Raw genomic sequence first — 25,352 nt, forward strand, 5'->3', positions numbered from 1 at the left:
TGAACTGGGATGGGGCCGTCCTGAGGCCAATGTACACGCCGCGTGGGGCGCGGTCGGGGCGCGCAGACCGCGCGCGCCGACCGCCTGACCCTGTGGCTACTTCGCGGCCGGAACGACCAGTCCACCCCAGGTGTCGATCATGAATTGCTGCGCCTGATCGGATTGCAGCAGCTCTTTGAGTTTCAACACGCGCGCGTCGTCGGCAAGCTCCGGGCGCACAGCGAGAACATTGAAGTAGTTACTGTCTTCCCCTTCGACCAGGATCGCCTGGTCGGCGGTCAGCCCGGCCGGGAGCGCGAAGGCGATCGTCACGAACGCCGTGTCCACGTCGGGAACGGCCTGGGGCAGGGTGGCGTTCTCCACCTCGATGAAGCTGAAGTTGCGCGGGTTGTCGGTCACGTCCGCCAGCGTGGTCGGCTCGGCGGTGATGCCGATCAGCCCGGCATCGGCAAGGATCTTCAGCGCCCGCCCCTCGTTGGTCGGATCGTTCGGGATGGCGATCTTGGCACCATCCTGCAACTCGTCGAGGCTGGAGACACGCTCGCTGTAGAACGCCGCTGTGGGCAGGTAGATGGCGCCGAGGCTGACGAGGTCGCCGCCGGCCTGCTCGTTGTAGTTCGCCAGGAAGTTCTCGTTCTGGAACAGGTTCGCATCGACAGAGCCGTCAGAAAGTGCCGTGTTCGGGGTGTTGTAGTCGGTGAACTCGGTGAAGACCACCTCGAGGCCGGCATCGGAGGCCAGATTGTCCTGCACGAAATTCAGGATGTCGCCGGCCGGGGTGGCGAGGGCCCCGACCTTGAGGGTGCCGAGTGCGCCATCCTGGCTGGATTCCACCGTCGCAGTGGCTGGCGTACACGCGGTGAGCCCCAGGAGGGCGACGACGGCGATCGCGGTGCCGGCAAGGCGGCGATTGTGAGTGGTGAGATTCATGAGAGGGCTCTTTTCTTTGGATGTGTGGTGGACGGTGATTATTGAACGTTGATAACGGTGATAACGGTGATATCGGTGAATGTTGAACGGTGATTATGACGCGACGAATGCTGAAAGTGGGCGTGAGCGGGCTCGTCGACGCGCCGGTGGCTGCGGGGAGGGTGGGCTCAGAGGGCGGGTTGTACGCGCATGCTGGCCGCGGTTCGCGCCGACCGGGCGACCCGGCCCTGGTGGGAGAAACGGCGGGCCAGCCAGTTGGCGAAGCCCTGCAACGCCATCACCAGTAGAAAGATGATGATGATGACGGCCACCATGTGGATGGTGCTGTAGCGCTGGTAGCCGAACCTGACCGCCACGTCTCCGAGGCCCCCGCCGGCCACGACCCCGACCATCGCCGAAAAGTTGATGATGGAGGTGACCGTGGTCGACATGCCGAGGATCATCGGTGACAGCGCCTCCGGAACCAGCACCTTCGACACGATCTGCCAGCGAGTGGCGCCGAGCGACTCTGCCGCCTCGACCAGTCCGGAATCGACCTCTTTGATCGCGATCTCGACCATGCGGGCGAAGAACGGTATCGCCACCACCGTGAGTGGAACTATAGAAGCCGTGGTGCCGATGAAGGTTCCGACGACGAGCCTGGTGAACGGGATGAGGGCGACCATCAGAATGATGAACGGCACCGAGCGGCCCAGATTGACGACGAATTCCAGCAGCCGGTTGGCGACCACACCGAATCGGCGCGAGCCGAATGGGGCTGAGAACAGACCACCCGGTTCCGTGCCGACCAGCACGACTCCCAGAGGCAGGCCGACGAGCACGGTGATCACCAGCGCCACAGAAACCATGTACAGGGTCTGGCCGGTGCCGACCATGAGAACGTGAAACAGCCCGGGCCAGAAATCCGACGACGATGGGTCGATCATGAGTGGCCCCCAACGATCTCGACGAGCATTCCCTGGCCGCGCAGGGCTCGGATCGCCTCGTCGTTCACGGCGGGTGTTCCGGGCAGTTGCAGCCGTGTGCGCCCGGCCTGGTTGCCGCCGATCGTCTGGATCGCAGCCCCCAGGATGCTGACATCCAGGCAGTAGGTGCGTGCCAGCTGGGCGATCACCGGTCGATCGGCCGTTCCACCGCTGAAGGTGACGTCGATCACGGTGTCACCCGGATGCGCGGGCACCTCTCCCAGCGGAAACAGGTCATGCGCCAGCTGGGATCCGGGGGTGGAGATCAGGGAGACGACACTGCCCTGCTCCTGGATCCGGCCGCCGTTCAGCAGTGCGGCCGAGTCGCACACCCGCTTGACCACATCCATCTCGTGGGTGATCAGCAGTACGGTGAGGCCCAGTTCGATGTTGATGGTTTTGATCAGGTCGAGAATTGAACGGGTGGTCTCCGGATCGAGAGCCGACGTGGCCTCGTCGGAGAGCAGAACCTTGGGCCTGCCGACCAGGGCGCGGGCGATACCGACCCGCTGTTTCTGGCCGCCGGAGAGCTCCGCCGGAAAGGATGCGGCTTTGTGGGCAAGACCAACTAGGTCGAGGATCTCGAGCGAGCGACTGCGGCGCTCGGCGCGGCTTGCCCCACTGATCTCGAGCCCCAATTCCACGTTGCCCTGCACCGTGCGGCCCTCGAGCAGGTTGAAGTGCTGGAAGACCATGCCGACCTTGCGGCGTGCGCGGCGCAACTCATCGGCCGGAAGCGCGGTCAATTCTTCGCCGTCGACGGTGACGGTGCCGGTGTCGGGCCGCTCGAGGAGGTTGATCGCCCGGATCAGGGTGCTTTTGCCTGCTCCGCTCTGGCCGATGACACCGAAGATCTCACCCGGGGCCACCTCGAGGCTGACATTGCTCAGCGCGTGGGTGGCGCCACCCGCCGACGGGAAGGTCTTGGAGATGTTACGAACAGAGATCACGGTGGGCACCCCGGGGCCGAAAGTGGATTCAGCCGGCTGTCCGGCTCCGGCAACGATTGCCGTCTGAGAAGAGTCTGGCGGCGAAGGCGCGAGGCGACCAAAGTGTGTGACGAAGTGTTTCGGCGTGCCCGCATTGGGTCCGCTCTGACGGCATCCACCGATCGGTTGATGTCAGGAATCAGCCGACAGGTCCTATCGCGCAGCCATCGGATCAGCCATTGTTGACATATGAACGAACAAGCCCCGGTCGTGCGCGTGCGAGACCTGCACAAGTCGTATGGCTCATTCTCCGCAGTGAATGGCATCAGCTTCGACATCCAGCTGGGTGAGACCTTCGCCCTGCTCGGCCCGAATGGGGCGGGCAAGAGCACCGCCATCGAGATTCTCGAGGGCTACCGCCATCGCACCTCGGGCGATGTGAGCGTGCTGGGCACCGACCCGCAGAAGGGCGGTCTCGACTGGAAGGCCCGATTGGGGATCGTATTGCAATCCAGCACCGAGGCGGGCATGGTCACCGTGACCGAACAGCTCACCCACTTCGCAGGTTTCTATCCGCACCCGCGACCAGTCGGCGAGGTGATCGACGCAGTCGGTCTGGGGGAGAAGGCGAAGGCCCGCGTGAGCAAGCTGTCGGGGGGCCAGCGCCGCCGACTCGACGTGGCGCTCGGCATCATCGGCCGCCCCGAACTCCTGTTTCTCGATGAGCCGACCACGGGGTTCGACCCCGAGGCCCGACACCAGTTCTGGGACCTCATCCAGGGTCTCAAGGGCGAGAACACCACCATCCTGCTCACCACCCATTACCTCGACGAGGCCGCCCGCCTCGGTGACCGGGCCGGCGTGATCATCGGCGGGCGAATGATAGACATCGGCACCATCGACGAGATCGGCGGGGTCGATGCCCGAGTGCCCTTCGTTCGCTGGCGAGATGTGCAGGGCCGGCTGCAGCAGAAACGCACCCACGAACCGGCGACCCTCGTCGCGGCCCTGGTGAGCGAACTGGGAGGCGAGCCAGTCGACCTCGAGGTCGTTCGACCCAGCTTGGAAGACGTCTACCTCGACCTCGTGCGAAGCCAGGGCGCGGCCGAGAGCGACGGCCGGGTCGGGTCGAACGCGGGGCCGGTTCGCGCACCGGAGACGACGGAGCGCAACGCATGAGCCTCATCACCCTGGGCGCCTCCCGGATCGGCTACGAGACCAAGATCTACTTCCGCTCCCCCGACACCCTGTTCTTCACCTTCTTGTTCCCCGTGGTCATGCTCAGTATTTTCACCGCCGCGTTCAGCGCAGGCGGAAACGTTGGCACCCAGCCCGACGGTACCGGCGGAATCAGTGTCGGGGCGTACTACCTGCCCGGAATGGTGGCCGCCGGCATGCTGCTCTCCGGTCTGCAGAATCTCGCCGTCGACATCGCCGGCGAGAAGAGTGATGGCACCCTCAAACGCCTCGGGGGCACACCATTGTCGCCGTTCAGTTACTTCATGGGAAAGATCGGCCAGGTCTTCGTGACCGGGGTGATTCAAGTGGCATTCTTGCTGGCCGTCGCCAATTTTGTCTTGGGAATCAGCCTTCCGACTGAGGCGAGCGCCTGGATGACGTTCGCCTGGGTGTTCGTATTCGGCACGATCACCGCGGCATTGCTCGGCATCGCAATGTCGGCGTTGCCCCGCTCCGGCAAAAGCGCGACGGCCGTGGTGATCCCGATCATGTTGTTGTTGCAGTTCATCTCCGGCGTATACCTGCAGTTCTATATGTTGCCGGCCTGGATGCAGAACTTCGCCAGCCTGTTTCCGCTCAAGTGGATGGCGCAGGGCATGCGCAGTGTGTTCCTGCCCGAAAGCTTCGCTGCGCTCGAACCGTCAGGCTCGTGGGATCTCGGGCTGGTCGCACTCAACCTCGGATTGTGGCTCGGGATCGGACTGATTCTCAGCCGGGTGACCTTCCGCTGGATCCGAAAAGACACCTGACCGGCCACGCCCGAGGGGAAACTGGTGACATGACAACCAGACGCTGGTGGGACATCGCATTCGCGGGTGCGCTCGGGGTCTTGGCGCTGCTCGCCGGGGGCGCCGCCGACGCCAGCGCCACCGAACGGATCGGGGCGGTCGCGACGCTCGCCGTGATGGGCGCGTTCTACGCGGCCTTCGGCCGGCGCGCCTTCGTCTCCGTCGCCGGTCGCGCCCTGGAGGGGCCCGCCGCCGACGCGCACTCGTCGACCAGGGCTGCCTCGATCAGGGCCGCCTCGATCGCGCTGCGGTCGGTCATCATCGTCGGCGCCGGGGTGGCCACCGCGTTCAACCCCACCATGGCCGTCTTCCAAGCCATAGCGTTCCCGCTGATCTGGTCGCTCACCGACAGTTACCTGCGGGCCGTCGCCCTCAGCGGAGTTCTCGCGGTCAGCGTCGGAATCGGGTTCTACCTCGGCCTGGGCGGGGGCGGCGCCGCCCTGGCTTATGCGGCAGTGATCCAGGGCCTCTCCTTCGCCTTCGCGGTGGCGCTCGGCACCTGGATCACCCGCATCGCCGACGAGGGCAGGAAACAACGCCTGCTCTTTCAGGATCTCGCCGCCGCACAGGACGAGTTGGCCGCCATGCACCGGAAAGCCGGCACCGTGACCGAACGTGAGCGGCTGGCCCGCGAGATCCATGACACGATCGCGCAGTCGCTGACCAGCCTGGTCATGCTGGCGCAGCGATCGCACCGCGAACTGGCCGAGATCCCTGACGAACGCGCCACCCGAGCAACCGAGACGGTCGACCTCATTGAGTCCACTGCGCGGGATGCCCTCACCGAGGCACGTGCGTTGGTCGCGTCAATGGCGTCGGTGACAACCGAGAACTCGACATTGACCGAAACGATCACTCGTCTCGGCGAACGCTTCGAGAAGGAGACAGGCATCCGCGTCTCGGTATCCGTCGAGGCTGTCGCCGTGGGACGGGAGCTGGAGGTCGTGTTGCTGCGGTGCACGCAGGAGGGACTGGCGAACGTGCGCAAGCATTCGCAGGCAAGAACCGCCTCAGTGAGTATCGCGCTCGACGGGTCCGGACCAGAGGTCGCGTTAGAGGTGCGAGATGACGGCCGCGGCATCGGCACGCTCCCGAGCGGCTCACAGCCCACCGCAACCGGGTTCGGCATTGCAGGCATGCGCGACCGGGTCGCCCTGGCCGGTGGGCGCATGGACGTGTACGGCGGCGAGAGGGGCGGAACCGTGTTAAGGGTGGTCGTGCCCGGAGAGGATGCGGTGAAGCCAACGGTGACGAAACCATGATTCGAGTTCTGGTCGCCGATGACCACCCGATCGTGCGCAGCGGAATCGTCGGTCTGCTCACAACCGTCGACGATATCGAGGTGGTGGGCGAAGCCGCCGACGGCGCCCAGGCGGTGGAGTTGGCGAGCGCGCTGAACCCAGATCTGGTGCTGATGGACCTGCGGATGCCTGTGCTCGACGGTGTTGCCGCCACCGAGGCGATCCTTGGCACGAATCCGGCCATCCGGGTGCTCGTGCTCACGACCTATGAAACCGATGATCTGATTCTCGGCGCGATCGAGGCCGGGGCGAGCGGCTACTTGTTGAAGGCGGCCCCTCAGGCGGAGATTATCGAGGGGGTGCGTTCGGTGGCGGCGGGCCACACGGTGCTGGCGCCGGCGATCGCCGCAACCCTCGTGGCTCGACTGCGATCGGAGACCGTGCCCCCAGCTGGCACGCTGACGGCACGGGAACTCGATGTGTTGCGGCTGGTCGCTGCCGGAAACAGCAACGCGGCAATCGCGCGGGCCCTGTACATCGGCGAGGCCACCGTGAAGACCCACCTGTTGCACACCTTCGAGAAACTCGAGGTCGGTGACCGTACCCGCGCCGTGACCCGCGCGATGGAATTGGGGTTACTGTGACCTGGCTGTTTTGGGCGCACTCCTCACCAAGGGTCAAAATCGGTGCCAGAATCCAACCGTGCGATCCTGTGAGGCGCCGATCTTGGCCCCTCAACCCAAAGGCCTGGCGTGTCAGTGTTCAAGCGGCGCCAGCTCCAAGAACTTCTCCGGCACCCTGGCCGAATCGTGTGGCCCGCTGCCGTCAAGACCGTAGAACGGCTCCTCGAACTCCACCACCCAGGACTGCTCCTGGGTGGATGGCGGAGCCCAGTACATCACGCCGAGTTCTTCGCCCGGGGCGACGATGATACCCACCGGGTCGTCTTGCGGAGGCCACGCGCCTTCGGACCGGTTGAGGTGAACGATCACTTGCGCGCCCACTCCGAATGTTCTGCCCTTGGGCCGGCGGGACGATCTGTCCTCAGAGCGAGTCGAGTCTGACCCGTGGGTGCCCAGGGTCACCCCGGATGTACTGGAGGGTTGGGATTTCGGGCGCCCGGCGTCCCGATCGCCGAAGAATCGTTGCCACCGCATTCGTTCAGCGTAGCAACCGGGGCTGTATCCTCACCCAGACGATTCTGGGCCCGGGCTCACCGGTCGCACGGCTCATTGAGCCCGAAAGACCTGGCCGATTGTTGGGGCGTCGGGGCGTTCGCGCACTATGTGGATCGGATCACCGGCAGTGATGTTTCCGGGGCGAACGACCTTGAGATAGGCACCCGGATGGCCGTGGGCAGTGAATCGCTCAACCCAGTCGTGCACGTGCTCGCCGCCGACCCAGCGAGCGAAGGTCTGGCAGGGGATACGTGGATCCGTCACCTCGAGGATCACGGCAAACGCGGAGTCTCCGATCTGCCAGTGCTCTCCGATGTGGGCGCCGGTGACATCCAACCCCGTGGTGCGCAGGTTCTCGCCGAACCAGCCGGGCGGTATCTCACGGCCAAGTTCCGCGGCCCAGTGGTCGGCGTTCTCCTGCGCGTAGGCGTAGACCGCCTGGTTGGGGCCACCATGAAACTGCCTGTCGGCCTGCACATCGCCGTACAGTCCAAGCTTTCGCACCTTGACCGGGCCGGAGACAGGCTGCTTGTCGATTGCGGTCACCCCGACACCACCGTCGTCAGGGTGGAGGGAGTGCACTACACATACGGATTGCAGAATGGCCATGCGCTCCATCGTAGGGTCTTCGGCCGGTGGGAGTTGCCGTCACACATTTCGAAATGTGTCGCCCGGGTTCGCGTTGAGATTCTGCGCCCGCTTACGCTCGCCCCATGAGCCTCCACACCCAGACCCCCAGCGCCCACCTCGTCGGCAGCATCAACCTGCCCGATGCCGAGACCGTCTTCCGCACCGCGAGCGAACACCTCGGCGCCCATCTGAAGCGCATCCCCGACGGAGAGGTCGGCGAGCGGTTCTATTGGATCCACTTCCAGAAGGCACACTTCGATCGAACAACCGGGCTCAGCAGGGTGGGCGAGCCTGGATTCTTCCTTCGCGGACACTTCGACACACGGCCGTTCACCCTCGATGCCGGAGTGCAGGCTGCAGACCTGGTCTTCCCTCCACTCGGTTATGCGAGCGCCGCGCGGGAGTCGTACCAGACCTTTGCCCGACTGCGCGCTGACGGCGTAATCGCTCCGGGAACCCGGTTTCAAGTGAGCCTGCCCACCCCGGCTGCCGTCATCGGCAGCTTCTTCGTTCCGGAACACAAGGCCGCCGTCGAGCCGATCTACGAGCGTGCCCTGTTCGCCGAACTCGATCAGATTCTGGACGACATCCCGCACGGCGATCTCGCGATCCAGTGGGACACCGCTCTCGAGTTCGGCCTGCTGGAGCAAGCGGTGGTCTACGGAACCACGCTGACCGCGTGGTTCGACGACGTGTTCGGCGGAGTCATCGAGCGCGCGCTGCGTCAGGTCGCCCAGGTACCCGCTGACGTGCACCTGGGCTTCCACCTCTGTTACGGCGACGTCGAGGAGGAACACTTCGTGCAGCCGAAAGATGCCCAGCTCCTGGCCGACGTGGCCCAGGCGATCCTGTCGCGCTCCCCACGAAACATCGACTGGGTGCACCTGCCGGTGCCGATCGACCGCGACGACGAGGCGTACTTCGCCCCGTTGAAGGCTGTGGATTGGCCTGAATCGACGGAATTGTATCTGGGGCTCGTACACCACGAAGACGGAATCGACGGTGCCGCGGCTCGCATCGCCGCCGCTCGAACTGCGGTTGGCGAGTTCGGGGTCGCCACCGAGTGCGGCTTCGGCCGCGGGCCGGCCGAGCGCACCGCGCCCCTGTTCGACCTCCATGCCCAGGTGGTCGAACGCTCGCTCTGACCCGAAATCGACTCGGCGACGCCGGCCAGGGGCTCAACGGCCGGATCCCCGTCGATCGTCGCTTCGCCTCCGAGATCGTTCGGCTCCCGTTGAGTGCGGACCGGTCGACTTTACCCGTACCCGTGAATCCCCGTAGGCTCAGTGCACGAGAGACTACGCACGAGACGCTGCGTAGGAGGAGGCCACGCCGATGCACGTGAGACGACGATTCGGAGCGCTCGTTCTCACCGCCGCGCTGGCGATCGGAATGGCGCTGGCCGGTCAAGCAGTCGCACTCGCCGAGTCACCGGTATCGTTCGGATCCAGCCCGATCGTCGATGAGGCCGGCGTGCTCGGGAACGATACTGCAGCCGCAGAAAAAGCCATTGCCGACTTGCGCCAATCGACCGGAATGAACCTATTCGTCGCGTACGTGAACACGTTCACGAATCCGACCAATTCGGCGGATTGGGCCGACACAACGGCTGAGCTCAACAACATGGGCACCGACGACTACCTGTTGGCTGTGGCGGTGGCTACCGATTCACGCGCCTTCTACCTCTCGGCAGCGGCCGACTCCCCGCTGACCGATCAACAGTTGACCGCCGTTCAGCGCGCGGCCAAAGACCAGCTGAGCAACGAGAACTGGTCGAGGGCAGTACTGGCCACGGCCGCGGCCCTTCAGTCGGCGGGCCAGGCTGACGGCCAGGTGGGCGGCCCGGTCGACTCGGGATCCACCAGCCCCGGGAACAGCACCTCCGGTGGCGGCGGTGGAGGTGGTGTGATCCTACTCGTCGTCATTCTGCTGATCGTTGCCGCCGGCGTCGTACTGGCAGTGATCCTCCGCAGGCGCAAGCGGCCGTCCGCCAGTGGGGATTCAGGGGATCTGCCGTCGCTCGAGCAACTCGCCCGGCTCTCCGGAAGTGCCCTCGTGCAGACCGACGACGCGGTGAAGTCCAGCGAGCAGGAGCTCGGGTTCGCCATCGCCCAGTTCGGCGCCGATGCAACCGCAGACTTCCAGACAGCCCTCACCGGCGCACAGGCCAAACTGCGTGAAGCGTTCGGCCTGCAGCAGAAACTCGACGACGCCATCCCGGATACAGACGAGGAGCAGCGTGAGTGGCGCAGTCGCATCATCGAACTCTGTGATCACGCCAACAACGAGCTCGACGAGCAGACCGAATCCTTCGACGCCCTGCGCGCTCTGGAGAAAGACGCGCCGGCTGCCATCGCGAAACTCCAATCGGATGCCGCAGCAACCTCGGCCCGGATCGGGCAGGCCGAAAAGACTCTGTCCGACCTCGCCGCCACGTATGCGGGAACGGCGCTGTCCACCGTGCATGACAATGTCAGCCAGGCCAAGGAACGCCTCGCCTTCGCCACCAGCGCGGTGGCTGACGCCCAGGAGAAGCTCGACTCGGGTGACACCGGGCAGGCGGCGGTCGGCATTCATGCCGCTGTCGGTGCTGTGGGCCAGAGCGCGCTCTTGCTCGACGCGGTCGACCGGGTGAAGGCCGACCTGGATTCCAGCCGTGAGCAGATCACCGCATCCGTCACCGACCTGACCGCAGATGTTCAGGCGGCACAGGCCGCGGTGGCCGCCGGCGCAACCGGGCTGGAGCCGGTGATCAACACTGTCCAGCAGGCGATCGCGCGGGCGCAGGCCGGGCTCGGCGGCGGCGTGTTCGATCCGGTTGCGATCACCACCGAGTTGGAGGCCGCGAACCAGCAGATCGATTCCGCCATGGCCGGAATCAGGAGCGCCCAGGAGCAGCAGCAACGAGCCCAGGCGGCCCTGGCGCACACCCTGATCACGGCTCGAAGCAAGGTCTCGGCCGCCGAAGATTTCATCACCGCCCGCCGCGGGGCTGTCGGCGCAGAAGCCCGAACGAGACTCGCCGAGGCCGCGCAGCTCACGGTGCAGGCAGAGGGGTTGCAGACGACCGACCCTGTGCAGGCGTTGTCTCTGGCCCAGAGGGCCGATCAGCTGGCCGCCCAGTCGATCCAGCTCGCGCAACGCGATGTGGGCGGGTTCAGTGCTCCCAGCGGCGATGTCTTCGGCGGAATGTTCGGCGGGTCCTCCCCGTCATCCGGTGGTGGCATGGGCGGGCTCATCACGGGCGCGATCCTCGGCGGCCTGCTCGGTGGCGGCGGCTCGTTCGGCGGCACGTCGTCACGTAATCGCAGCACGTGGTCGGGTGGCCGGGGAGGCAGTAGCCGATCGGGCGGAGGCTTCGGTGGCTCGCGCTCATCGGGATCTTCGGGTCGCAGGTCGGGTTCATCCGGCGGCCGCCGCGGTGGGGGCGGCCGGTTCTGAGTTCTTGCACAGCACTATCCACATTCACCATCAGAGGAAAGAGAGAAGTGACATGGCCAAACAGTCAATATTCGGACGCATTGCCCAACTGACCAAGGCGAACATCAACTCCCTGCTCGACCAGGCAGAGGATCCGCAGAAGATGCTCGACCAGATGGTTCGTGACTACACGAACAGCATCGCCGACGCCGAGAGCGCCATCGCCGAGACCATCGGCAACCTGCGCCTGATGGAAGACGACCACCGCCAAGATGTCGAAGCCGCGACCGAGTGGGGCAACAAGGCCCTCGCGGCGAGCCGCAAGGCAGACGAGCTTCGCGCATCCGGCGTGGCGGCCGACGCCGATAAATTCGACAACCTGGCGAAGGTTGCGCTGCAGCGCCAGATGCAGTCTGAGCGAGAGGCGAACGCGGCAGAGCCACAGATCGCATCCCAGACCGAAATCGTCGACAAGCTGAAGACCGGCTTGAACATGATGAAGCAGAAGCTGGGTGAGCTGGCCAGAAAGCGCGACGAGCTGATCGCGCGCGCCAAGACTGCGCAGGCGCAGACGAAGGTGATGGATGCCGTCAAGAGCATCGACATCATGGACCCGACCAGCGAGGTGGGCCGGTTCGAGGAAAAGATCCGTCGCGAAGAGGCGAAGGTTCGCGGGGCATCGGAGCTCGCTGCATCCAGTCTCGATGCACAGTTCGAATCTTTGGCCGACATCGGTGAAATGACCGAGGTGGATGCCCGCCTCGCCGCCCTCAAAGCGGGTAATGCGCCGAAGCCGGAAGCACTCGAGGCCTCGTCAGCGCCATACACCCCGGGCGAGTAGCCCGACGACCAGCTCCTCCATCACGCGAGGTGCGGGTCTGATGCAAACGTTTCGCCGTGCGTCAGGCCCGTGCACAACAATTCGGCCAGGGCGGCGAGCTCGGCGCGCACATGGCCTCCCAGGGCTTCGGAGCCGGTCGCCGAGAGTTCATCGAGCGGAGATGTTGTCACGATCGCCATCCACGCCTGAGCTGCTGCCCGCAGGCGCCCAGCCGCGACCGGGAGGCGCAGGCTGGCTGCCAGGAGATCCTCGATGCTCTTCAACAGGCCCAGGCGGTGGGCGGCCAGCGAGGTCTTGACCTCGGGGTGGGTGTCTTTCTCACGCCAGAGAATGACTCGCAGCACATCGGAGTCGGCGCGCACCTGAAACAGCCGGTCGGTCCAGTCCAGAAGGGCTTTGACCGGGTTGCCCGGCACGACGAAGGGTGCAGCGACAATGACGCCACGCCCGAAACGTTCGCCCACCAGTGTGGCCAGAATGTCCTTCTTCGCCGGGAAGTAGTAGAACAGCAGGCCCTTCGGCACCGCGGCCATCTCAGCGATGATCGAAGTGGCGGTGCCGTCGAATCCACGCTGGGCGAAGAGTCGCTCAGCGGCGTCGAGAATACGCGTGCGCGCGTCTGCCGTGACACTCACCTGGGGCCTCCTCCGGTTGGAACGAGGGCGGCGGGTGACCCGTCGCCCTCGCGTTGATCGTCGATCAGTGCGACGTGTGCGGAACCTGGTGCTGACGCATCACCGGGGCGAGTGCCCACAGTCCCACGACCACTCCGATGCCACCGCAGATCCATGAGGTCCAGGCGACTCCGGCTTGACCGGCGTAGGCGCCCACCCACGGCGAGATGAAGAGCAGTGCGCCCACGAGCGCCTGGATTCCCTCCATCGAGGTCAGATGTGGCACGGCAAGGTTCCACACCCCGGCAGCGATCAATAGAATTCCCAAGACAATCATCAAAGGCATGGATGCACCAGCTGCTGTCATCCATGACGTTGAAATGGCTGCATAGAGGCCAGCCGCAACCGCGACCCAGTCCTGCCAGCGCATCCATTTCTTCATCGATATCACCCTCCTTGTTCAGTCGGGCTCCACTCTGGGGCTCACCCTTAAGCGTACGTTTGGTTGACCGCCCGGTCAAGGCTCACGTGAAACCCGTGTGCCCCCTCATCCAGTCGTACGCCGCCCAGTCGCACGGCGCCGGAAGCAGCATCCCCGAGCCACGCGCCACCGCGAACACATCGCGCCAGTTCAAACCGGCGCGTAGCGTTCTGCACGGCGCCAAGGACCGCCAACCGACCAGCAGAAAACCCCCTGGCCCTTCCGCACGGAGCGGGAGAACCAAGGGGTCTTTCTGTGGCGGTACCGGTGGGATTTGAACTCAAATACGGGCGCGATGAGCACGCGGGAGGGGCGCAACTTCCGCATATTTACGCGGGTTTTCGATCACGTGGCTCGACTCAGAATCAGCTCAATTCTTGCCAAGTGTTGCCGATATGTTGCCACGGGACTGGATCGATGACCACGTGACAGCTCAATGACGTGGCCCCGTTAACTGCACCGCATGGGGCGACATAGGCGCAAATGTGGCGGAGTTGAGGGCTAAGCGACAAAAGGCCCCCAGCCTCCGAAGAGACTGGGGGCTGAAATGGTTGCGGAAATCATTGAGATGGCTGCAACTCCATCTTCCGTAGGTATTTGGAGAATGCCGCAGTGCCGTCGAAGTAGTTTGCGTGGGTAACCTTGACTGTTTCGAGGGAATCAGACCCCACCAGGACAATGTCCATGTTGGTGCTCTCGCGATACTCGTGCTCCAGTGCCGAGTAACGGGCGACAGCGCTCTTGCTGTCGTGGCCGAAATCGAGTGGGTCGCAAATTAAGTGTCCCTTGGCATGATCGAACACCAAGATAAAGTGCTGGATGGCGGCCATTACACTGTTCCTTTCATAAGATATGGTTCTGCGGCAAGTCTACTGATCTGAATCTTTTCGCGTAAGGCCCTATGGATAGGAGCCCCCGCTTCATCGAGTGCCATAGCTTCCGACATCACGGCCATAAATTTCTGCACTGCATGAGACCCATCCTGTTTGAGGTTTTGACCGACGTTTGCCGATTGACGCTCGACCGTAATCGCCCAGAGGTGCATCAGTGCCGTGCGAAGTTGAATCTCGATACACCGGTCATCATACTGCACCACGACGTGCACGCCCCGATAGCCAGATACTCGCGGGCTTGCAATGTAATCACTGTACCCGGCCACCGGCCTTCGTTTCCTGAGTCTCGACTCTACGCGTCGAATCTGCTCCACAGTTCCGAGGATTGCACGACACCCTCCGATGTCCTGCATCTTCGATAGAGCGAGGGTTGGCTCACGATTCACTATCTTGTCAACGATCGTCATGAAGCGTTTGAGCCTCTGAGACACCTCAACAGGGCAACCCTCGGTCTGAAGCATCGACCTCAACCCACTATTCGCTTTAGCTAGTGGATACTGGTGAGCAGCGCGAAATGCATCGATCACGTGTAATGCATGCTCGAGTTGGTCATGATCGGTTAACTCGCCACGGATCGAACGTCTGAGGGTTGATGCTGCCTTGTTGACCTGTGAGTTGGTGATGCTGACCTCGCTCATGATCCTCCTTGTTCGACCCGAGGCTACAAGACTTCGTCACGCTTCTCTTGCCCCTGCCACAGCGGGCCGAAGAGTGCTTCCACTTTGCGGAAACCCCAGGGTCTGCACATTCTGCGGCGCAAACCCTCCGACAGCGACTCTGCCCCGAACACGCAACCAGCGCCCACTGCGTGGAGCGAGCCTCGCGCACGCGCGCGATGGGGGGTGGGGGTAGGTCAACCTGGGGGAGAGGACCCGGCCAGGCGAGGTGTGGGCCGTCGTTTAGGACACTTGAGATGGTGACGCCCCTACCGGACGGCTCGTGCCTATGCCAATCTCTCGAGTTCTTCTCGGATCCCTGGGTAATTTGCATCCTGCGCAAGAACTCGCTCGAAGTCTTTTCGCGCAAGACCCTTCTTGCCTTCTCGCAGATAAGCAATCGCTCGTTCCGCGTATGCGCGGTTCCTCAGGTCAATGGGGCGGGAGCGAACCCGCAGGGCCTCCTTGAGCGACTCCCTGGCGGCTTCGTAGAAACTCAATTCGCGGAGCGCAACGGCGCGCTGGATCAGTAGGTACGTTGAGGCCTCGTCCTCGTTGGTGACGCCGTTCGTCAGCTCAACCACTTCGTCCCATTTGGACTGGAAAGCGTAAAGTTCGACTAATGAGACGGCAGCGATCGTGGATGGAGTGAGGCCTTCGACTACATCGATCGCCGCGCTGACCTCACCCCTTTGCTGAAGTATCTCTGCGTAAAGAAGACCTAGAGCGTCGCGGTCTAGCGGAAGATGGGCGGTTACGCCTTCGGCGACTTCGAGATTGATAAAAGAGTGCGGGAGGTATTTGGTGACAAATGGGTCAACGGAAGGGTCATATCCTGCGCCGACAACCCAGCCGAGTAGTTGGCTCGCGCGCTCGTGGTCTCCACGTGGGACCGCACCTTGGATGGCTTCGAAAGTGGCCGCGATGAGACGTGCTTCCTCGAAGTCCTCCGCTGCTTGCGCCACGAGATTGAGATCGAGCTTCTGAACCAAAACCTTGTAGAGCCGCTTCTCCCACTTCGGAGCAAGGAAACCGGGTGATGCGGGCACGGGCGAGGGCGCTACTGCCGACCCAGTCGTGGCAGTTGCGAATGCCTTCTGTCGAGGTGCGGCCCTCTGAGGAGGTGCAGCCTTCTTCCCCGCGGAGAAGGTGTCCACTTTCGCGATTCCCGTGCCGGGGATGCCTACAGTTCGGGTGACCCGCCCCCGACTATTCGCGGTTACGCGGGCCCCCCGAACCCCTCCACTGATCCCAACGCTTTTCGGCGTAACGGTCATTCGCACGCCTGGTGCAATCTTGAAAGACTTGCGCATCCTGAAGCCCATGCCTCCCAGCTTAGGATGAAGGCACCATCACCGTCGCCAGAAACACGCCCCCCATGCGGGTGAGAGTCGCTCAAGCATAAATCGTGCTCAGCCCTCTCCGGCCGTCAGGGTGATCGCCACAATTCCTTGGGGCTGGAACACACTCAACCCGAAGCGGCCCTCGACACGCACACGCACCTGGTTCTTATCAAAGAGGTCCCCCGAGCCGTCCCACTCGATGTGGATACCCTCGGCACCAAAATCGACTGCCAGAGCCGAGAGGTCGACGGCGAGAGCCTGACCCTCCGGCACGCTCGGGCTCGTGACGACAGGCACGCCCCAGACCTTGCGTGCTGCACGGTCCACTGGGCCCCCTAAATCGAACGACCCGGACGTGGCGCGAGCGGTCTCGATCGCTTCCCAGTCCTTCGAGTTGAGGATGAATGCGCCGGTCTCGAATCCGAGCACCTCGAGCTTGGTCGATGCAGCCCTGAGCGTGGTCACACGGTCAGCACCTGCAGCCTGGTCCTGCACACCGGTAGTGGAGAAGAGACCGACTAGATGGTTCTCCTCGGGAGGCCCCTCGACGTCGCCCTCGCCGTTGACGATCTCCTCCTGCACACGCACCTGCAGCCCCCAGAGGAGCTGGCGAGCGATGAAAGTCGACAGCGCCGCATTGTCCTGGAGCACACACTTGTCAACGGGATCGGAGAGGTGAGCGAACACACGCAGCTCGGCCGGCACCGTTTCCACCGAGGTGGTCGAGGTCGGCTTCTCCTCGCCTGGGTTGACGATCGCTGCGTTGTTCGTGAACACGGACTGGCGCAGGTAGTTGTAGTTCGGGGTGGACCGTTCCACCGTGGGCAGCAGATCGAGGATCGACACGGCAACCCGGCCCTGCTCGATCGGCGTATCGGGGATCAATGGCACGGTGGTCATGATCTGACCGGCCGAGCTGAACGACTTGAAGCCACGGTCGAGGTGGGACTCGCGAATCTGCATTGCGATTTGCTCACCCGCCGACTTCGCGCCACGACCGGTCAGGGCGAGGTGCTGGCCGTCGCGGGTCGGGCTGTCCTTGCCAGAGACGACGAGCTCAGCGAGCAGCGCCTCAGACTTGGCGATTGCCGCGAGACGTTCGCGCAGCTTCGTCGCCTCGGCACCCTTGGCTTCGATCAGTTCGGCCTCGGATCGCGTGAGTTCACGGCCTTGGCCCTGGGCACCCTGAACAATCGATTCCATCGACTTCACGAGCTCGGTTATTTGGTCCTTGATTTTCATGATGAAACGCCCCCTAGCGTTTTGAGAGAAAGCCCACCCCAGACAGTGCAACGGCGACAGATAGCCAGCACCAGGGCAGGAGAGATAAGCGCGACCGTCAGTTGTGAGGAATCGGCATAACGCCCCCGTAGGGACCATCAGCCACGAGCCCCCGTGGGGACCGATGGTGGCTGCGACTCAAACTCACACAGTCAGCGAACGCGGGCGTCTCGCTTCGAGCTACTGTCTCGGGGCCGGTTCCTCGGACTTGGCCTTTCGGCTCCTCGTCCTTGACTTCCCCCGTGAGCTTTAGCAGCTCGTATCGCTGCGAGACGCTAGCGATGCCCCTGATCCTAGTCGGCCGGTCCGTCATTCTCGATCTGGTCGTCTGGCGTTTCTTCGGCCGCGTCGACTTCGGCGGCGACCCTCGCGGCCTCGGCCTGGTCGGAGAGCACATCGTCCATCGATGGCAGGCCGATCGCCTCGACCTCGGAGGCGACCAGCCACTCCTTCAGTTTCGCCTCGTTGCCAGGAATCGTCTTCAGGAACTCCACCGCGAGCCCGGCGACACCCAGCAGGGTGACCTCGACCCGCTCGACCTCGGACAGGTTGAACTTGCTTCCGAGGTCGGAGATGGCGCGACTGATCACACGTATGTCGTCGTGCAGGGTGCCCTCGATCACTCTGAGGGCGGTGAAGACTATCTCGGGTCGATCCAGGCCCATTCTTGGTGTGTTCGCGGTCATGATGATACTCCAATTCTGTTCGTTGTTGAGCCCGCCGATTGGTCGCGCTCGTTTGCTTCAAGCTGGTCGGCTGCGTCGTGCAGGGCGTCCGAGAGTTGGCGCAGGTCGTGGGCGGTGACTGCGATGAATGCGATGCCAACGTGGATGCGCACACAGGGGACGACGACATCACCGGCACGCCAGGTGCTCGACTTGACGCGTGACCGTGGGATTGGTCGACTCATAGCGGGCTCCCTTCTGGGTCGCAGCCAGTGATCAGCCAGCGGTGGCCGTGGGGACCGGCCAGGGTTGCGGTCATGCGGTGCCCCCTACGTCGACGTGAACGACCTCGTGACGTTTCCGGCAGCGGCCACCGCATCCGAGTGAGTCGACCACGGCCCTCTGCTGTAGGGCAGGTTCGATGGCCTGGTGGAGGGTGATTGTGGGCACGCCACACCAGGCGATGAGCGCGAACTTCCCGTGGCCGGCAACCCATGCGGCTCGCGGGACTGCGCAGCGCAGGAATGTCTGTGCGGTGCGATGTGCGGATTTGCAGTTGTGCCGTGAATAGGTCTTCATGATGACTTCCTCTCCGCGGCCGGCGAGAAGTGTTCTATCAGCAGCGTCTCGTGCGGCTCCACAAGCTCGCGCACCTGCTCGACCTCGGCCGGGCCACCAGGTATGCGCACCCGAACGACACCCTCGACGAGCTCGACAGTGCACCCCCACGAAATCAACTGCGCCAGGACCACCAAGCACTCGTCATTCACAGTCCCATTCCTTCCCCAACGGCACCGTCACTGTGCACGCTTTCCAGCGAGAGGCTTGGGGCAGCCTTGCGGGTGAATGGCGTCACATTCTCGCCAACTTCGAGGGCTGGCTCGGGTGCCATAGATTCCATAGATTCCATAGATTCCCGCACTCGAGAACGCGAATCTATGGAATCTATGGGGGAATCTATGGCGTCGAGCTCGTGCTCGGGGTGGATCCAGTAAACCGAGCTGTTCGCGCCGAAGCCGATCCTCTTCGATTTGGCCCCTGCCTTGGCCCGCGCTTTGTTGACCTGGCTCTCGGAGTAGCCCTGCGTCTTCCCTGCTGCCATGACTTCGCGCGCCTTCGCAGATCCACCCTGCTCGAGAAGAACCTCGAGAATGAAGCTCTGCGCGTCAGCCCGATCCGAATCGGAACCGTCATCGGCCCCGCGGTTCACAATGTCACTGACGCTGAGCTCCGTCTCCCCCAGGTACTCGACTGCTGCGACTTCTGTCTGCTCGCCATCATCCGTGTTGATAGTGACGCTCTGGAGGTTGAACGCGAATGAATCCCCGCGGCCCTTCGAGTAGTTGGACTTGTCGAGCGTGACGATCCGCTGCCCGGTTTCCTCGTCAGTGGCGAACAGCAGCACACTGCGGGAAGCATCCCGGAATGCGTGCGAGCCGCTGATCTTGTCGCTGACGTTCCCGGCGCCCTTGTTAAAGTGCATGATCGTGATGATTGCCGTGTCGGTTTCTTGTGCGAGCGATACCAGTGGGTCGAGTGCTTGGCGCACGTCAGAGACTTTGTGGAGGTCGCCGCCGATCGTGGCCGTGATTGGGTCGATCATCACGATCTTTGCATCGGTTTTTAGGATCGCTTGACGGATTAGTTCGACGTCCAGTGGGAGCGCCGGCACGGTCTCGCGGGTGCGTTCATCAGTGACCGAGTGGACGCCGAGCTTATAGACGGTGTCGAGGTCTGCGCCAGCGGCTACCAGGCGCGGCTTCATCACCGTTTCCCAGTCGTCCTCCGGGCCGACGATGAGCATGGCTGCAGGCTTGCCCTCGAGGTCGCCGGCGAGCTTCCCAGCTTGTATCTGACTGCCCAGCCAGAGACAGAATGAGGATTTGCCCTCCCCTCCGCGGCCAGCGAATGTGGTGACGGTTCCCAACGGGATGAAGTTCTCCCATGCGAACCGTTGCTTGCGAGACAGGATCTGGCTAGCTGGGGTCAGTGAGAGAGTTCTTTTCTCAGTCACGCGGCGACCCCCTCAAAGAACCGGGCGGCTTCCCGCTCGAAGTGACCGTCCAGGCGGCGCTGGATGATCTCAGCGACCTGCGCGGGCGAGTTGTAGGCGCGCAGGTACAGTCGATCATTTTCTGTCTTTAGGCGGTCGATCTCCGCCTGACGTGAGGCGTGCCCGGTCGCGTGCGCTACGTGCCACAATGCGGCGAGCGCCGGCGTACATTCGTATAGTTCGACCTCGCCACGCACGAGCTGCCACAACACGTGCTCGAGCTGATTCTCGACGGGGGCGCCGATAGGCGCTGGCCGCGACGAGCTCAGAGCAAGTGGGGCCGACCGAAAATCGGTATCTGGGCGGGTCCTCATTTTGGAGCTCATCGCGCCGTTCCGGGGGTTTCTTCTTTTCGGCGGCTCATACGGCGTCCGCGGTGCCAGTTCGGGCAGTGCCCTCGATGAAGGCGACCAGCTCGGATTCGACATAGATGATTTTCTTGCCGAGCTTGCGATAACTCGGGCCAGTGCCCAAATAGCGCCATTGCGCCAGCTGGCCTCTGGTGATGCCTGGTATCAACTCGCAAACCTGCTCGATGGAGAGATAGCGAGACTTCAGTTCAGCGCTCATTGGCGATGCCTCATTTCAAGTAGTCAGAATATTGCCTACCTGAGATAGAACCAGATGATCGAAACATTGTCAAGTAGCCGAGAAATCTACTAAGCTCGAGCCCATGCAACCCCGAGCCACCATCGCCCAAATCGTGGGCAAGAATGCGAAGCAACGCAGATTGAGCGCTGACGCAACTCTTGAATCGGTCGCCCAGAGCGCGAGGAGCTACGGGCTCAAATGGACTACTGCGCGAGTCGTAGAACTGGAACGGGGGCGGCTAGCCGTCGGCATCCCTGTTTTGCTCATCCTTGCCCAGGTGCTCGGGGACATCACAGGCGAACGATTGACCGTCGCAGATTTGATCCAAACAAATTCATGGGTCGAGCTGAACCCGTCGCTGGCAGTATCAGCGCAGTCCATCCAGCAGGCACTGTCCGGAGTTGAAGTTGACCTCAACACCGGCGATGTCGCTGACGATGGCCCTGGCGGCTCAGAGACCGTCGAACTAGCGCTCGAGTCCTTGAAGAGGTTCGCAAATGACCTACCGGCAGGCTTTAGGACGAAGGACTTGAGGTCAGCAGCAGCTCTGCCCTGTGGCCTCGCCGAAACGCGCGCGGCCAAGTCGCTAGGGGTTCACCCTGTGGTCGTCAATGCTCACGCCTGGGCGCTTTGGGGCCACTCCCTCTCCGAACGACGCGATGAAACAGTTCCGGCAAACGCGAGCCCACAACTACGTGGACACAAAACCCGCGAACTGATCAACGAGATCCGCGAGAGCGTCGAGAGAGCAAAGAGTCCGCCCGATGGGTAGCATCCACGCCTACGAGACTGCCAGCGGTAAGCGGTACCGGGCTCTCTGGCGTAAGCCTGACCACAAGCAAGGGCAGAAGCGTGGCTTCAAGACGAAGCGGGCAGCAGAGCTGCACCTTGCGGAAGTTGAGGTGTCGAAGTCTCGCGGCGAATATATAGACGCAGCAGACGCCAGGGTCACGGTGGGCACTCTCGCGGTCGACTGGTTGAATCATCAAACGCAATTGAAACCGTCGTCGTATCGGCCGCTGGAGAGCGCCTGGCGGCACCATGTGGAGCCCCGGTGGGGGAAGGTGATGCTCTCCGAGATTCGCCACAGTGACGTGCAGAGATGGGTCAGTGGGATCGACCGGTCAGCGACCACCGTAATTCGCGCCCATAGCGTGCTGGCGTCCATCATCGACGTGGCCGTGAAAGATCGCCGACTCTTGTCCAACCCGGCCCGAAGGGTGAACCTGCCCCGGAAGGTCGGCAAGGATCGCGTCTACCTGAGCCACGAGCAGGTGCAGCTGCTCGCAGACTGCGCGCCCAGACACTCGGCGCTGATCCTCACGCTCGCCTACACCGGCCTCAGATGGGGCGAGGCCACAGCGCTGCGGGTTTCCGATCTCGACATGCTCAGGCGCCGGCTGGCGGTGCGCCTGAACGCGGTGAACGTCGGCGGCACGATCATCGTGGGCACCCCGAAGTCACACACGAGCCGGAGCGTGCCCTTCCCTGAGTTCCTGACCGAGCAGTTGGCGAAGCTCTGCGAAGGCAAGGCCAGGGATCAGCTGGTGTTCGGTGACGGCGTTACGCACTTGCGCCAACCTGACTCCCGGCGCGGTTGGTACGTCGCCGCAATACGGGATGCTACGGCAAGAGACAATGACTTTCCCCGGCTCACACTCCACGATCTCCGCCACACGGCCGCGAGCCTCGCGATCAGCGCTGGCGCGAACGCAAAAGCGGTTCAGCGGATGCTCGGCCATGCTTCCGCAGCCATGACCCTAGACACCTACGCCGATCTGTTCGAAGACGACCTTGACGCGGTTGCAACGGCATTGAATCAGGCCAAGTCAAATTCAAATGTTGCCAAAGCGTTGCCAACCGGAGCTCTGAGGCAAGCAAAGACCCCCTAACTCCCGCATGATTTCAGGGAAGTAGGGGGTCTTTCTGTGGCGGTACCGGTGGGATTTGAACCCACGGTGGAGTTGCCCCCACACAACTTTTCGAGAGTTGTACCTTCGGCCGCTCGGACACGGTACCGAGGTCGATTGTAGTTGACTTATGGCCTCACGCGCGAGTCGGCGCGGGAACCGGAACATTGGGTGCCACGTGAGCGAGGATGCGCTCCCACCGGGACACCAGCATCAGGGCCCCGTCTTCCGACCCCATCTCGATGTGGGCATTCGGTATCTCCTGTTGATACCACCGGGCATGCCTACTGCCTGCCTCCGGATCGGAGGTTCGGTAGACCAGAAGAGTCTTCGCCTTCACCGCACTCGGTTCGAAACCCCACGGCTGCGCGAGAACCGCGAGTTGGTCGGATGCCCACCCCTCCCAACCTTGCGCGAATGCGTTGCGCAGCATACGGTCGAGGCGTTGCCGCACCCCTGGCTTTTCGAGCACATCGTGGTCGGCGGCGGTGACCCCCAAGAGGTCAAGAGGCACCGAAATGTCGGTGTTGTCGCTCGGCAACCCGGGCCCCCACCGTTCGGCGAGCAGGCCCGCCATGGCCGCCCGCGCCTTCGCCGCCGGCAACGAGGCCAGCTTCTGGCTGCGCTCCGTCAGCTCATTGCGCTCCCCGTGCACGTGCTCCAACGGCGCAGGGGTTCCGATCACGGCAACGCGATCAACCAGGTCCGGGTGGTTCGCAGCCAACGCCAACGCCACCAGGCCCCCGGTGCCCCAGCCCACGACTCCAACGTGGTCCATGGCGGTGATTCCGAGTTCGTGCACCGCTTCTCGGGTCGCCCGAATGTATTCTGCGACGTCGTCGGCGTCACCGCGGATACTCGGCCACTGGTCGGAGGGCCTGGGGGTGGAGATACCGTATCCGGGCCGGTCGGCCGCAACGAGATGAACATCGCGATACACCGACATCGCCGGGTCTGGGTCGAACATGGACGAGCCCGGTGCGGGATGGCACAGCACCACCACTCGCTTCGCGAAAGGCTCCCCGTGCAGAGTGAGCCCCAGCCTCCGGCCATCCGCAAGGGGGAAATCGAGACTTGTCATATCTCCATCCTGCGCTTGAACGCCGAATTCGCCAGCCCTGCTGGGAGGCCGATGACGGTGGCCCGTCGTAGGCTCGGTACCGTGCCGGATGTCTGCGCACGAGACGAAGCCGACGCCTCACGGAGGAAACCATGGCCCAAGCGAGCAACCCCAAGCGCACAGGGGCAAATTTTCGGTGCAGTGAGTGCGGTTGGGCGGCCATCAAGTGGGTGGGCCGGTGTGCTGAATGTCAGCAGTGGGGAACCGTTGCCGAGGTGTCTGCGGCAGCCGCCCCACTGCGAGCGGTCCAGGCCGTCGCGCCTCTCGCCGAGCACCTGGCCCGCCCGGTGACCGAGCTGGAAGACGACATCTCGGCGCACTGGCCGAGCGGCATCGATGAGTTCGACCGGGTGCTCGGCGGCGGCATCGTGCCTGGAGCCGCGATTCTGTTGAGTGGGGAGCCCGGGATCGGAAAGTCCACCCTGTTGCTCGAAGTGGCGGCGAAGGCTGCCGCCGCCAAGTCACGGGTGCTCTATGTCAGCGCCGAGGAGTCACTCAGCCAGGTACGTATGCGGGCCACACGCACCGGTGCGATGGAGGAGAACCTATTCCTCGCGGCCGAGACCGACCTGGCGTCGATCCTCGGCCAGGTCGACGCCATCGACCCACAGCTGGTGATCGTCGACTCGGTGCAGACTGTCTCCAGCTCACAGTCTGATTCGCTCGCCGGCTCCCCGAGCCAGGTGCGCGAGGTCGCATCGACCCTCATTCGGTTGGCGAAGAACCGCAATGTGCCGATACTCATCGTCGGGCACGTCACCAAAGACGGCTCCATCGCCGGCCCGCGGATGCTCGAGCACCTCGTCGACGTGGTCTGCCACTTCGAGGGTGACAAGCAGACCGGCCTGCGATTCATCCGCGCCCTGAAGAACAGGTTCGGGCCAACCGATGAGGTGGGCTGCTTCGAGATGACCGGTTCGGGTATTCGCGAGGTGGCCGACCCGAGCGGCCTCTTTCTCAGCCGCAGCAGGCGCCCGGTCAGCGGCACGTGCGTGACCGTGGCGATGGAGGGGCGCAGGCCCCTGCCGGTGGAGATTCAGGCGCTGGTGGTGAAGAGCTCGGCCCCCAACCCGCGGCGGGTCACCAACGGGGTCGAGTCGTCACGGGTCGCGATGCTTCTTGCGGTGCTGGAGCGCCGCGCGGGCATCGGGCTCAGTGAGTGCGACGTCTACGTGTCGACTGTCGGCGGAGTGCGCCTGAGCGAGCCGGGGGCCGATCTGGCCATCGCGCTGGCGATCGCTTCAGCACACAGCGACCGCGCACTTCCGCACAACCTCGCCGTGTTCGGCGAGGTGAGCCTTGCCGGCGAAATCCGTCCGGTCTCCTCCGCAAGCCAGCGCACCGGCGAAGCAACCCGCCTCGGCTACGTGTCGCGGATCGACCACAGCGCCGAGAGCATTCGTGAAGCCCTGCGGGTGGCGTTCACCACGAGCACCTCAGCGCGCGAACGTGAGCTCGACGACGCGTTCTGAGGTGCAGCTAAAATCGGTGGGTGCCCGTCGTGGCCCGCGGCACCGAGACCGCTGAGCGATGGCCACAAGGTCAAGCGATACGCGCGCGCTCATCTTTCGACCCCTTGGGTTT

At 63.6% G+C, this 25,352-nt stretch carries 28 protein-coding genes, 1 tRNA gene and 1 pseudogene; 10 read left to right on the forward strand and 20 right to left on the reverse strand.

The window, feature by feature from the left end; translation table 11 throughout:
- Window positions 1-96 precede the first annotated feature (96 nt).
- The 3 genes from DL891_RS02150 to DL891_RS02160 form a co-directional block, all read right to left on the reverse strand.
- Window positions 97-930 carry a MetQ/NlpA family ABC transporter substrate-binding protein gene (locus DL891_RS02150; RefSeq protein WP_111718733.1) on the reverse strand — a complete coding sequence of 278 codons (834 nt, stop codon included), beginning with the start codon at window positions 928-930 and terminating at the stop codon, window positions 97-99.
- A gap of 167 nt (window positions 931-1,097) precedes the next feature.
- Complete coding sequence (locus DL891_RS02155; protein WP_111718734.1) at window positions 1,098-1,856, reverse strand: methionine ABC transporter permease; 759 nt, start codon at window positions 1,854-1,856, stop codon at window positions 1,098-1,100.
- Entirely contained in the window at window positions 1,853-2,845 is a 993-nt protein-coding gene (locus DL891_RS02160) for a methionine ABC transporter ATP-binding protein (protein ID WP_111718839.1), read from the reverse strand. Before DL891_RS02160 ends, DL891_RS02155 begins: the two co-directional genes overlap by 4 nt.
- A 228-nt stretch (window positions 2,846-3,073) precedes the next feature.
- Here DL891_RS02160 and DL891_RS02165 point away from each other — a divergent pair, with 228 nt between their 5' ends.
- Genes DL891_RS02165 through DL891_RS02180 form a run of 4 tightly spaced genes read left to right on the forward strand, consistent with a single transcriptional unit; the run spans window position 3,074 to window position 6,736 of the window.
- Window positions 3,074-4,003: an ABC transporter ATP-binding protein gene (locus DL891_RS02165; RefSeq protein ID WP_111718735.1), complete on the forward strand. Its 930-nt coding sequence runs from the start codon at window positions 3,074-3,076 to the stop codon at window positions 4,001-4,003.
- Window positions 4,000-4,812, forward strand: a complete 813-nt coding sequence (locus DL891_RS02170) for an ABC transporter permease (RefSeq protein ID WP_111718736.1) — start codon at window positions 4,000-4,002, stop codon at window positions 4,810-4,812. The genes DL891_RS02165 and DL891_RS02170 overlap by 4 nt, the downstream gene beginning before the upstream one ends.
- Window positions 4,813-4,841: 29 nt before the next feature.
- Window positions 4,842-6,113 (forward strand): sensor histidine kinase, encoded by a 1,272-nt coding sequence (locus tag DL891_RS02175; protein ID WP_111718737.1) that lies wholly within the window; start codon window positions 4,842-4,844, stop codon window positions 6,111-6,113.
- A complete protein-coding gene (locus DL891_RS02180) occupies window positions 6,110-6,736 on the forward strand; it encodes a response regulator transcription factor (RefSeq protein WP_111718738.1) in 627 nt (208 codons plus the stop codon). The genes DL891_RS02175 and DL891_RS02180 overlap by 4 nt, the downstream gene beginning before the upstream one ends.
- Window positions 6,737-6,847: 111 nt before the next feature.
- On the opposite strand, the gene DL891_RS02185 is transcribed toward DL891_RS02180, so the two are convergent.
- Together DL891_RS02185 and DL891_RS02190 are read right to left on the reverse strand one after the other, a co-directional pair.
- A complete protein-coding gene (locus DL891_RS02185; RefSeq protein ID WP_111718739.1) occupies window positions 6,848-7,249 on the reverse strand; it encodes a hypothetical protein in 402 nt (133 codons plus the stop codon).
- Window positions 7,250-7,321: 72 nt separating this feature from the next.
- On the reverse strand, window positions 7,322-7,879 hold the full coding sequence (locus DL891_RS02190) for an MOSC domain-containing protein (RefSeq protein WP_111718840.1): 558 nt from the start codon (window positions 7,877-7,879) through the stop codon (window positions 7,322-7,324).
- Between the two features lie 104 nt (window positions 7,880-7,983).
- On the opposite strand from DL891_RS02190, the gene DL891_RS02195 reads away from it, so the two are divergent.
- The 3 genes from DL891_RS02195 to DL891_RS02205 all read left to right on the forward strand — a co-directional run bounded on the left by DL891_RS02195 (window position 7,984) and on the right by DL891_RS02205 (window position 12,161).
- On the forward strand, window positions 7,984-9,045 hold the full coding sequence (locus tag DL891_RS02195; protein WP_111718740.1) for a hypothetical protein: 1,062 nt from the start codon (window positions 7,984-7,986) through the stop codon (window positions 9,043-9,045).
- A gap of 190 nt (window positions 9,046-9,235) precedes the next feature.
- On the forward strand, window positions 9,236-11,341 hold the full coding sequence (locus DL891_RS02200; RefSeq protein ID WP_111718741.1) for a TPM domain-containing protein: 2,106 nt from the start codon (window positions 9,236-9,238) through the stop codon (window positions 11,339-11,341).
- Between the two features lie 52 nt (window positions 11,342-11,393).
- Window positions 11,394-12,161 (forward strand): PspA/IM30 family protein, encoded by a 768-nt coding sequence (locus tag DL891_RS02205; protein WP_111718742.1) that lies wholly within the window; start codon window positions 11,394-11,396, stop codon window positions 12,159-12,161.
- Between the two features lie 20 nt (window positions 12,162-12,181).
- On the opposite strand, the gene DL891_RS02210 is transcribed toward DL891_RS02205, so the two are convergent.
- From DL891_RS02210 to DL891_RS02270, 13 genes and pseudogenes are all read right to left on the reverse strand, one after another.
- Window positions 12,182-12,796: a TetR/AcrR family transcriptional regulator gene (locus tag DL891_RS02210; protein WP_111718743.1), complete on the reverse strand. Its 615-nt coding sequence runs from the start codon at window positions 12,794-12,796 to the stop codon at window positions 12,182-12,184.
- Between the two features lie 64 nt (window positions 12,797-12,860).
- Complete coding sequence (locus tag DL891_RS02215; RefSeq protein ID WP_111718744.1) at window positions 12,861-13,217, reverse strand: SPW repeat protein; 357 nt, start codon at window positions 13,215-13,217, stop codon at window positions 12,861-12,863.
- Window positions 13,218-13,816: 599 nt separating this feature from the next.
- The gene (locus tag DL891_RS02220) at window positions 13,817-14,086 is read right to left on the reverse strand and encodes a hypothetical protein (protein WP_111718745.1); all 270 of its coding nucleotides are present in this window, start codon (window positions 14,084-14,086) and stop codon (window positions 13,817-13,819) included.
- A complete protein-coding gene (locus tag DL891_RS02225; RefSeq protein WP_111718746.1) occupies window positions 14,086-14,787 on the reverse strand; it encodes a RelA/SpoT domain-containing protein in 702 nt (233 codons plus the stop codon). The genes DL891_RS02220 and DL891_RS02225 overlap by 1 nt, the downstream gene beginning before the upstream one ends.
- 305 nt (window positions 14,788-15,092) lie before the next feature.
- Window positions 15,093-15,854 (reverse strand): lipopolysaccharide assembly protein LapB, encoded by a 762-nt coding sequence (locus DL891_RS02230; protein WP_232818965.1) that lies wholly within the window; start codon window positions 15,852-15,854, stop codon window positions 15,093-15,095.
- A 126-nt stretch (window positions 15,855-15,980) separates the two neighbouring features.
- Window positions 15,981-16,130 (reverse strand): annotated as a pseudogene (locus DL891_RS17745) (DUF4236 domain-containing protein); the annotation flags it as partial.
- Between the two features lie 87 nt (window positions 16,131-16,217).
- A complete protein-coding gene (locus tag DL891_RS02235) occupies window positions 16,218-17,390 on the reverse strand; it encodes a phage major capsid protein (RefSeq protein ID WP_157962357.1) in 1,173 nt (390 codons plus the stop codon).
- Between the two features lie 332 nt (window positions 17,391-17,722).
- Window positions 17,723-18,115 (reverse strand): hypothetical protein, encoded by a 393-nt coding sequence (locus DL891_RS02240; protein WP_111718749.1) that lies wholly within the window; start codon window positions 18,113-18,115, stop codon window positions 17,723-17,725.
- On the reverse strand, window positions 18,112-18,339 hold the full coding sequence (locus tag DL891_RS02245) for a hypothetical protein (protein ID WP_111718750.1): 228 nt from the start codon (window positions 18,337-18,339) through the stop codon (window positions 18,112-18,114). Before DL891_RS02245 ends, DL891_RS02240 begins: the two co-directional genes overlap by 4 nt.
- A gap of 330 nt (window positions 18,340-18,669) precedes the next feature.
- A complete protein-coding gene (locus tag DL891_RS02255) occupies window positions 18,670-18,864 on the reverse strand; it encodes a hypothetical protein (protein WP_111718752.1) in 195 nt (64 codons plus the stop codon).
- Complete coding sequence (locus DL891_RS02260; protein ID WP_111718753.1) at window positions 18,861-20,108, reverse strand: AAA family ATPase; 1,248 nt, start codon at window positions 20,106-20,108, stop codon at window positions 18,861-18,863. The genes DL891_RS02255 and DL891_RS02260 overlap by 4 nt, the downstream gene beginning before the upstream one ends.
- Window positions 20,105-20,461: a hypothetical protein gene (locus tag DL891_RS02265; protein WP_157962358.1), complete on the reverse strand. Its 357-nt coding sequence runs from the start codon at window positions 20,459-20,461 to the stop codon at window positions 20,105-20,107. The genes DL891_RS02260 and DL891_RS02265 overlap by 4 nt, the downstream gene beginning before the upstream one ends.
- Before the next feature lie 46 nt (window positions 20,462-20,507).
- On the reverse strand, window positions 20,508-20,717 hold the full coding sequence (locus DL891_RS02270; RefSeq protein ID WP_111718755.1) for an AlpA family transcriptional regulator: 210 nt from the start codon (window positions 20,715-20,717) through the stop codon (window positions 20,508-20,510).
- 103 nt (window positions 20,718-20,820) lie between these two features.
- Between DL891_RS02270 and DL891_RS02275 the strand changes: the two genes are divergently transcribed.
- Together DL891_RS02275 and DL891_RS02280 are read left to right on the forward strand one after the other, a co-directional pair.
- A complete protein-coding gene (locus DL891_RS02275; RefSeq protein ID WP_111718756.1) occupies window positions 20,821-21,510 on the forward strand; it encodes a hypothetical protein in 690 nt (229 codons plus the stop codon).
- Window positions 21,503-22,630, forward strand: a complete 1,128-nt coding sequence (locus DL891_RS02280; protein ID WP_111718757.1) for a tyrosine-type recombinase/integrase — start codon at window positions 21,503-21,505, stop codon at window positions 22,628-22,630. Before DL891_RS02275 ends, DL891_RS02280 begins: the two co-directional genes overlap by 8 nt.
- A 37-nt stretch (window positions 22,631-22,667) precedes the next feature.
- On the opposite strand, the gene DL891_RS02285 is transcribed toward DL891_RS02280, so the two are convergent.
- Window positions 22,668-22,757 (reverse strand) — tRNA-Ser (locus DL891_RS02285).
- Window positions 22,758-22,784: 27 nt separating this feature from the next.
- Window positions 22,785-23,729: an alpha/beta fold hydrolase gene (locus tag DL891_RS02290; RefSeq protein WP_111718758.1), complete on the reverse strand. Its 945-nt coding sequence runs from the start codon at window positions 23,727-23,729 to the stop codon at window positions 22,785-22,787.
- A gap of 131 nt (window positions 23,730-23,860) precedes the next feature.
- Between DL891_RS02290 and radA the strand changes: the two genes are divergently transcribed.
- Entirely contained in the window at window positions 23,861-25,240 is a 1,380-nt protein-coding gene (gene radA / locus DL891_RS02295; RefSeq protein ID WP_111718759.1) for a DNA repair protein RadA, read from the forward strand.
- The last annotated feature ends 112 nt before the right edge of the window (window positions 25,241-25,352 follow it).

Source organism: Homoserinimonas sp. OAct 916 (assembly GCF_003260275.1).
Lineage (GTDB): Bacteria > Actinomycetota > Actinomycetes > Actinomycetales > Microbacteriaceae > OACT-916.